This is a genomic window from Reyranella sp. (assembly GCF_004296935.1).
Taxonomy (GTDB): Bacteria; Pseudomonadota; Alphaproteobacteria; order Reyranellales; family Reyranellaceae; genus Reyranella.
Map to the genome: position 1 here is coordinate 39,774 of NZ_SCVH01000047.1, position 7,961 is coordinate 47,734.

8 protein-coding genes are annotated in these 7,961 nt (G+C 63.2%); 5 read left to right on the plus strand and 3 right to left on the minus strand.

The annotated features are described in order from the left end of the window. Positions 1-4 precede the first annotated feature (4 nt). Positions 5-1,087, minus strand: coding sequence for a serine hydrolase domain-containing protein (locus tag EPO55_RS06375; RefSeq protein ID WP_296335701.1), 1,083 nt, complete (start codon positions 1,085-1,087; stop codon positions 5-7). Positions 1,088-1,143: 56 nt separating this feature from the next. On the opposite strand from EPO55_RS06375, the gene EPO55_RS06380 reads away from it, so the two are divergent. The 5 genes from EPO55_RS06380 to EPO55_RS06400 all read left to right on the plus strand — a co-directional run bounded on the left by EPO55_RS06380 (position 1,144) and on the right by EPO55_RS06400 (position 5,636). Further along, positions 1,144-1,392 carry a hypothetical protein gene (locus EPO55_RS06380; RefSeq protein WP_296335703.1) on the plus strand — a complete coding sequence of 83 codons (249 nt, stop codon included), beginning with the start codon at positions 1,144-1,146 and terminating at the stop codon, positions 1,390-1,392. A gap of 174 nt (positions 1,393-1,566) precedes the next feature. Then, a complete protein-coding gene (locus tag EPO55_RS06385) occupies positions 1,567-2,838 on the plus strand; it encodes an amidohydrolase/deacetylase family metallohydrolase (RefSeq protein WP_296335704.1) in 1,272 nt (423 codons plus the stop codon). A gap of 111 nt (positions 2,839-2,949) precedes the next feature. Then, positions 2,950-4,332, plus strand: a complete 1,383-nt coding sequence (locus tag EPO55_RS06390; RefSeq protein WP_296335706.1) for a tetratricopeptide repeat protein — start codon at positions 2,950-2,952, stop codon at positions 4,330-4,332. Positions 4,333-4,578: 246 nt separating this feature from the next. After that, positions 4,579-5,427, plus strand: coding sequence for a TauD/TfdA family dioxygenase (locus tag EPO55_RS06395; protein WP_296335707.1), 849 nt, complete (start codon positions 4,579-4,581; stop codon positions 5,425-5,427). Between the two features lie 29 nt (positions 5,428-5,456). After that, on the plus strand, positions 5,457-5,636 hold the full coding sequence (locus EPO55_RS06400) for a hypothetical protein (protein WP_296335708.1): 180 nt from the start codon (positions 5,457-5,459) through the stop codon (positions 5,634-5,636). 223 nt (positions 5,637-5,859) lie between these two features. Here the strand turns inward: EPO55_RS06400 and EPO55_RS06405 are convergent, their stop codons facing one another. Beyond that, positions 5,860-6,345: a nucleoside 2-deoxyribosyltransferase gene (locus tag EPO55_RS06405; RefSeq protein WP_296335709.1), complete on the minus strand. Its 486-nt coding sequence runs from the start codon at positions 6,343-6,345 to the stop codon at positions 5,860-5,862. Further along, positions 6,342-7,961: SIR2 family protein (locus EPO55_RS06410; RefSeq protein WP_296335710.1), on the minus strand; the 1,620-nt coding region annotated here is incomplete at its 5' end. The genes EPO55_RS06405 and EPO55_RS06410, both read right to left, overlap by 4 nt.

A 7,961-nucleotide genomic window follows, 5' to 3' on the forward strand; every position in this document is an offset into this window, starting at 1 on the left:
CGCCCTACGGCCAGCGCTTGACCGCGCGGGCGGCCTCGCCCAGCGCGCGGTCGAGTTCGTTGCGCGTGGCATCGGCGTCGCCGCGCGACGGCGTCATGTAGACCACCATGTTGACGTCGAGGGCGCTCAACCGCACCGCGAAGGTGGCGTAGGAGATGTTGAGATGCCCGTCGAAGGCGTTGTCCAGCGTGAAGGTCCAGCTTCCCCAGTGCCAGAAGTTGCCGCCGCCCGGCGTCGGCCGCACCATCGTGCCGAGGCCGTAGTGGGCGCCGCCGCCGATCTGCTTGCCTTCCGGTGACATCATCCAGCGCCGCGCCGCCGGGCCAATCGCGGGACTGTTCGCGGCGAAGGCCTGGTAGAAGCGGCCGTAGTCGGCGAGCGGCATGCGCCAGCCGCCGTAGCTCGCGAGGATGCGCCACGCCGGGTCGAGTGCCGCGCCGCGGACGCCGAGCGGCGCCAGCATGGTGTTGCGGCAATAGCTTTCGTAGTCCTGTCCGCTCGCCTCCTCGACCACGGCGCCCAGCATCAGGTAGGTGGCGTTGGTGTAGGCAAAGCGTTCACCGGGGGCCAGCGGCAGGCGGCGGCGCAGCACCCATTTCATCTGCTCGTCGATCGAGGGCCGGGTCGCGGTGGCGGTCCGCAGGTAGGTGGCCAGGCGACCGGTCACCGGATCGCCGCCATCGGAGCGGTCGAAGCCGGCGCGATGGACCAGCAGCTGGCCGATCGTGACGCCCTGCAGGCGGGGATCGGCCGGCGCGCCCAGCCGCGCGAAGGTGCGGGGGAGCGCCCGCGACAGCGGCGTGTCGAACGAGAGCCGGCCGCGGTCGACCAGGCCCGCGACGCAGACGCCGGTCACCGCCTTGGAGAGGCTGGCAAGCGGCACCGATGCGCCGGGCGCCTCGCGGCCCATCACGGCCTGGTGGGCGAGGCGGCCGCCATGCATCACCGCGAGGCCGCCGGTCGAGCGCCCGGACTTGGTCATCCAGCCGCGCCAGGCCGCCTCGATGCCGGCCACCGTCTCGGCGCGTGCTTCGACCGCCCAGGCGGCCAGCAGCAGGGCAAGGCTCAGGACGCGAAAGCGGCGCATTGCGGAAAGCCTCCGGGGGCGGGTAAAAGCGGCACCAGCAAAGAGGATACACTGGCATGGCCGTCCAGCACTTCGCCAAGGTGAGCGCCACCGATCACGAGAAGCTGCAGAAACTCGTGAAGCACTACCCTGCCTCCTCCTATGCCGACTGGCACCTGAAGGAAGCGGCCCGCATGGCCGAGTGGCGGGCCCGGCGGCACACCATCCAGATGGTCGCGGTCACGCCCGAGGAGTTCGTCGCCTATTGCGAGCGCACCGGCTCGCCGTGCGACATCATCACCTTCAAGGCCTTCATCTGCCGCTGACGTGGTGGGCCATTGGCACGACGCTTGCGACCTAGCTGTCTTCTCTGACCCCCTCCGGCCTTCGGCCACCTCCCCCGCTTCGCGAGGGAGGAGAAGAAAAACGGACTCCTCCCCCGTCTCGGGGGAGGTGGCCGAAGGCCGGAGGGGGTCATGGGCCCCAAAGGAGATAGTGCGATGACCCTCGCCCCCTACGACCTGATCCTGCGCGGTGGACACGTCATCGACCCGGCCACCGGTCTCGACGGCATCGCCGATGTCGCGATCACGGATGGCCGCATCGCGGCGATGCAGACCGATCTCCCCGGCATGGCGCGCGAGACCATCGACGTGCGCGGCCGGATCGTCCTGCCGGGCATGATCGACACCCACGCCCACATCTACACCTACGTCTCCGGCCGCTTCGGCCTGCCGGCCGACATGGTGGGCGTGGAAAGCGGCGTCACCACCCTCGTCGACCAGGGCGGCGCCTCGTGCATGACCTTCCCCGGTTTCCGCAAGTTCATCGCCGAGCCGGCCAGGAGCCGCGTGCTGTCCTTCCTCTCGGCCTATGTCGTGGGCGGCCTCGAAGGCCATTTCTACCCGAGCCTCTACGGCCCCGAAGGCGTTGACGTCGCCGCCACCGTGAAGACCGCGCTCGCCAACCGCGATCTGATTCGCGGCATAAAAGTCCATGCCGAGGTCGGCGGCGTCACGCGCTGGGGCTACGAGGTCCTGCGCAAGGCGGCCGAAATCGGCCGCGAGGCCGATCTCCCTGTCTATATGCACTTCGGCCAGATGTGGGCTCTGCCGGATGGCAGCAACGGCGTCGACCCCGACGAAATCCTGCCTGCCGTCGTCGAGTTGATGCGGCCCGGTGATATTTTGGCCCATCCCTTCACCCGCCATCCCGGCGGCTTCGTCGACAGGCACGGCAAGCTCCATCCCGTCGTGCAGCGGGCGCTCGAGCGCGGCCTGAAAGTCGACGTCGGCCACGGCAGCCACTTCTCCTTCCGCATGGCCCGCCTCGCGCTCGATGCCGGCGTGCTGCCCGACACGCTGGGCGCCGACATGCACGGCTACAACACGCGCATGACGCCACCACCCGGCACGCCCGCCAGACATCCCGACGACGAGGAGGCGCATCCCTTCGCCGGCGCCGCCCGCTTCAGCCTCTGCTACGCCATGACCGAGCTTTTGACGCTCGGCCTCACGCTGCCGCAGATCGTGCCCATGGTGACAACGAATGCCGCCGCCATGCTCGGCCTCGCGGACGAGATCGGCACCTTGAGGCCGGGCGCCATCGCCGATGTCTCGGTGCTGGCCGACGACCGCGGCCGCTTCAGGCTGGGCGACAACGAGGGCACGGAAGTGATCGCCGACCGCATGCTGACGCCGCTGTTCTGCCTCCGCGCCGGCACACGCCACGACGCCGCGGCGCCGATCCTGCCGGAAGTGCTGGCGGCCTGACACGGGCCCCTGACACGGGCCCCTGACACGGGCCCAGGCACGGATCCAGGCGGGGGCATCGTGGCCCCCGGGCCGGCACGCTATGATGCGGCCGGGGTTGGGGAAAATGTCATGCGTTTCGGCAGGATTCTGATGGGAGCAGGAGTCGTCGTCTGCGCGGCGGCGGCGTTTTACGGCTACGCCTACTACAAGTATGCGCAGCGGCACGCCGCCCCTGACATCGTTGCCGTCCCCGCTCCCGCGGCTTCTCCAATGCCCGTTTCCGCGCCGGCAGCGGCAACACGCGCGCCGTCGACCAGAACCCTCTACGACAAATGCGTGCGGGGCAGCTTCCCCACGCTGGACGATGCCGAGCAGCGCAATGCCGATTGTTCCAGGGCGATCCAGAGCCGCGAACTCACGCCCGACGAACTGGCGCTGGCGCGCCTGATCCGCGGCAGCGCGCGCATGGCGCTGGGCGACAAGCAGCTGGGGGGTGACGACTACAGCGACGCGCTGAGGCGCTACGACAGCATGTTCGATTCGAGGAACCCCGACGCGCTCAACCTGTTCCGGCGCGCCGTGGCGGAGGATGCGCTCGGCAATACCGACAAGGCGCTGGAGCTCTACAGCGAAGCCATCCGCCTCGACCCCAGGTCGACCCTGGCCTTCCTGGGACGCGGCATCCTGCTGGCGAGCCGCAAGCGCACCTACGAGCGGGCCATCGAGGACCTGGACAAGGTCCTCGTGCTCGAGCCGGACAATGTACTGGCCCTGATCCGCCGCGGCGCGGCCTTCGGCGAACTGGGCGAGACCGGGCGCGGCCTGGTCGACCTCGATCGCGCCATCGCGCTCGCGCCCAGCAGCTCGCAGGCCTATTTCTACCGCGGCCTGATCCACTCCCGGCGCAACGAGACGGCGGCCGCCCTCAGCGACTACGACGCGGCCGTGCAGCGCGGCCCGCGCAATGTCGATGCGCTCACGAGCCGCGCGGCGATCCATTCGCTCGACGGCAAGCTCGACCTCGCGATCCAGGACCTCGATGCGGCGATCGCCGTCGACAATCGGAACCCCAACGTCTTCTTCAACCGCGGCTATGCCCGTTTCGCCAAGGCGGAGTACCAGAAGGCGATCACCGACTACACCTCGGGCATCGATCTCGATGAGAACTTCGGCCTCGCCTACAACAACCGCTGCCTCACGCGCGCCATCGTCGGCCAGGATCTCCTGCGGGCGCTCGCCGATTGCGACGTGGCGCTCCGGCTCATGCCGCTCAACCTCGACGTTCGCGACACGCGCGGCTTCATCTACCTGAAGCTGGGCGATCCGGCGCTGGCGCTGAACGAGTACAACGCCGCCCTCGAGAAGGACCCCAATCGCGCGACGGCCCTGTTCGGCCGCGGCCTGGCCCGGATCAGGAGCGGCGACATCAGGGGCGGCGAAGGCGACCAGGCCGCCGCACGGACGATCAATCCCGAGATCGACCAGCAGTTCGCCGTCTACGGGCTGAACTAGGGCCTTTCCGGCGTGGCTTGAACCATCAGGGTCGCGATCTTTCTCTTCCCCTGCGCGGACTCCGCGCAGGGGAAGTGCCCTCGTCTTACGAGGGCGATGGGGTCATGACCCCTCCGCCCCTACGGGGCACCTCCCCATCTGAATGGGGAGGAGATTGATTCTACTTCAGTCGGAAAGACTCCAGGACAAAGTCGACCCCGAAGGCCCCCTTGGACGGGGCCCCGACTTGGTCCTACTCTTCCCGCCATGACAGCCTACCAACGCATCACCGTTTCGCCGATTGCCGGCGCGCTCGGGGCCGAGATCGGCGGCGTCGATATCGAAGCGGGCCTCGACGACGCCACGATCGCCGAGATCCGCCGCGCGCTGCTCGAACACCTGGTCATCTTCTTCCGCGACCAGAAGCTCGACGACCGCAGCCACAAGGAATTCTCGCGCCGCTTCGGCCGGCTCTTCGTCCATCCCAACTTCGACCTCGGCCAGGCCGACCCCGAGATCGTGCGCGTGGTGCGCCAGCCCGGCGACGAGCGCATCATCGGCGAGGACTGGCACAGCGACACCACGATGATGGCCGAGCCGCCGATGGGCGCCATCCTCTATGCCCTGGAGGTGCCGCCTTACGGCGGCGACACGCTGTTCGCCAACCAGTACCTCGCCTGGGAGACCCTGTCGGACGGCATGAAGGCGATGCTGTCCGGCCTCAAAGCCGTGCACAGTGACATCAAGGTGGCGGGCCCGCACAACAAGCTCAATGCGCGGCGCTCCAGCAAGATCCGCGAGGATTCGAACTGGCAGGCGACCGAGAGCGTGCATCCGGTGGTGCGCACCCATCCCGAGACCGGCCGCAAGTGCCTGTTCGTCAACCGCTCCTACTCGATGCGCTTCGACGGCATGACCGAACGCGAGAGCGCGCCGTTGCTCGAGTTCCTGATGGAACACGGCCACCGGCCGGAGTTCACCTGCCGCTTCCGCTGGCAGGCGGGCTCGATCGCCTTCTGGGACAACCGCTGCACCAAGCACCTCGCCGTGCACGATGCCGGCCCGTTCCACCGCCGCCTGCAGCGCACGCAGATCGCCGGCGACGCGGTGGTGTGAGGGCGGCCGGCCGCAAGGAGGACATCGCGATGACGGGCTCTCGATACATCAAGCGTATCGATGCCTTGCGCGCGGTTTATGAGGTCGTGGGCCGCCGCAACGAGGCAGGCGGCGAGCCGGTGTGGGTCCTGCGGGCGACCGACGGATCCCACCGCGAGGAATACGTCACCGACGACGCGCTGCGTCAGGAATGGATGCGGGCCAGGTAGGCCCAAATGGCGAACGGATTCTACTCTCGGCTGGATCAAATTTGGGGCTCAGGTCAGACAGCACACGCTGATCGCGGGCGATAATGTGCTGTCAAGCTCCGGTGGGCGCCAGAGGTGCTGACGGCGAAAGGGCGCTACTGGTCTTTCGGCTTAACCTTTGACCCAGTCAGCACATTCTCAAATATAATATAGAGACGAGCACTGTTAGACGATGCGCATGAGGTCAGGCGTGCCTCCGGCCATTTTGACGCCTGTGCACAAGCGCACCAGCACGAACATGACTTTCCACGCGACCTATCAACTCTCCTACGCTCCTACAGACTTCATTAAGTCCTTGAGAAATCATCGGATTGTTCCCCGTTGGCAGTGCCCGTCGGATATCAGTCTGAAGACCAATACATACCCTCCCAAGGGCACACATGAAGCCGATCTCAAACGCGACCCCTTCATCTATGTGTCCTCCGTCAAGAACGGCAACCAGAAAGTCCGCAGCGGACATGGCTGCTACATCTTGATCAAAAACCCTTCTTTCAGCGGCAGGTCCCGGCACGCCCAACGCGACAAGCTCACTTAACAAAGCTCCGTTCCGTTGAGGGAGAAAGACACAAGCGTGTTCCTCTAACGTATGCGCAAGTTGAATATTGAATTGCCGCTCACGATCATTAAACAATGGAGCGGCCAGATAGATTTGGGGTCGCGGAATGGTCATGACTGGCCAGCCGATACTTTGGCAAGAGCTTCTTGGACATCAGTGCCATTGTATCGTTCGAGAAATATGGTCTTTGCAATCTCTCTCGTCACATCGCTGATGGTACGACCGCGCGTGCATATCAATGAAGTCGAGACGTCTTTGTAGACGTCCTGAAGCGCCGAAAGATGTCTTTCTAACTCGTCATCGGGCCAATAACGATGCTTGAGGCTGTTCCGCAGTCGCAACTCGGCCAAGTCGCCATCGAGAAATATGATGTGACCTCGCTCGATCCGGCGTTCTCCCGAATCCGTGATTTTCTCAATTAACGACTTTGCCTTCGTAGGTCTCTCTTCTGGCGAACCAAACGCCAGGGGATCCAGCGGGCATCGATCAACCAAATGAATACCTTCATGCGCCATGTTAAGTGCGTAGTTCTTCTTTCTGAACTGCTCTGCAACCCACCGATTTACATCAGCGATTTCTGATGGCGGGAGACTGTCTTCTGGAACGGCGAGTTCAGCCTTCCGTTCGTCGAACCACTCATCATACGTAATCAAACTACGGAAATTACTCGCCGCAGTGCTTTTTCCCGCACCCATGCAACCTACGACGTAGTAGACGAATTTCCGACTAGCACCTGGAAATTTCATATCGAATGGCTGAGTTGGCATGGACACCAACTCGGCTAGCGCTTTGATACCAGCACTATCGAGGAACAACGTGTAAAGATTGTAAGAAGAAAAATTCGATTCGAATACAGCTTCCAAAGTCTGGTCATCGGGGCGATCACCCTCGGGCAGAAATTGGACGATGTAGTGCACATTCCCCGGATTCGTCACTGCATTCTGTCGAAGGAGACTTTGGAGAGTCGAATCATCCAAGGACAGACCAATCAAAAGGCAAGTATTTCGAAGCAGATGATTAGACAGGTGAACGTACTTTCCAGTAGCAGCACTAATCAGACGATCTTGAAACGCGTCGTCTGAAAACACCACCTCGACACTGGTGCCATCGTCGAATGCCGATGGCAGATAACCGTTTGGATGATAGATAACGCCGAAATCCTTTTGGAATTGCGCGTTAGGTTTGTCTGTCACCTCATATCCACGAGTTGATACCGCCTCTTTATGGTCACGAGCGTTCAACAGCATCTTTTCAAGTGTATCGTCAAAATTGTAGTTAACCGTTAGCGGCGACGTCTTAATAATTTCGAGAAATGCCTTTAGATAAACGTGCCCATTGATTAGCTCTTCTCGATTCTCGCCCGATATATCTCTGTACAAGCAGCTATGAATTATCTTGAGCCAGTCACTTCGTATGCGCTGTTCTTTCAAGAAGGTAAGAGATCCGCTCAGGCCCTCCTTCCTAGCGCAACCGTCGCGATAGTGACTAAATAGCATCTGCGTGATTGATGCTAAGGATCTCACTTGCTTGGATGAACCTGCTTCACCTTGAGGTTGAAATTTTTCAAGAATCTTTTGGCCTTGGACGTTACCGTCTTCAGCTATCCGCGCAACTAGCTGATCCCAGTCGGGGAAGCCCAATTCTTTGCTCGCGCCTGATCCAAAAATTAGACCAAGCCGCTTGCGTTGATATTGAGCACGCAAATGAACGACCGCTTTGGGCATGTCACT

Excerpts from the sequence above, each read along its gene's own strand:
- EPO55_RS06375 (WP_296335701.1), bottom strand. The coding sequence starts at position 1,087 with ATGCGCCGCTTTCGCGTCCTGAGCCTTGCCCTGCTGCTGGCCGCCTGG.
- EPO55_RS06380 (WP_296335703.1), top strand. The coding sequence starts at position 1,144 with ATGGCCGTCCAGCACTTCGCCAAGGTGAGCGCCACCGATCACGAGAAG.
- EPO55_RS06385 (WP_296335704.1), top strand. The coding sequence starts at position 1,567 with ATGACCCTCGCCCCCTACGACCTGATCCTGCGCGGTGGACACGTCATC.
- EPO55_RS06390 (WP_296335706.1), top strand. The coding sequence starts at position 2,950 with ATGCGTTTCGGCAGGATTCTGATGGGAGCAGGAGTCGTCGTCTGCGCG.
- EPO55_RS06395 (WP_296335707.1), top strand. The coding sequence starts at position 4,579 with ATGACAGCCTACCAACGCATCACCGTTTCGCCGATTGCCGGCGCGCTC.
- EPO55_RS06400 (WP_296335708.1), top strand. The coding sequence starts at position 5,457 with ATGACGGGCTCTCGATACATCAAGCGTATCGATGCCTTGCGCGCGGTT.
- EPO55_RS06405 (WP_296335709.1), bottom strand. The coding sequence starts at position 6,345 with ATGACCATTCCGCGACCCCAAATCTATCTGGCCGCTCCATTGTTTAAT.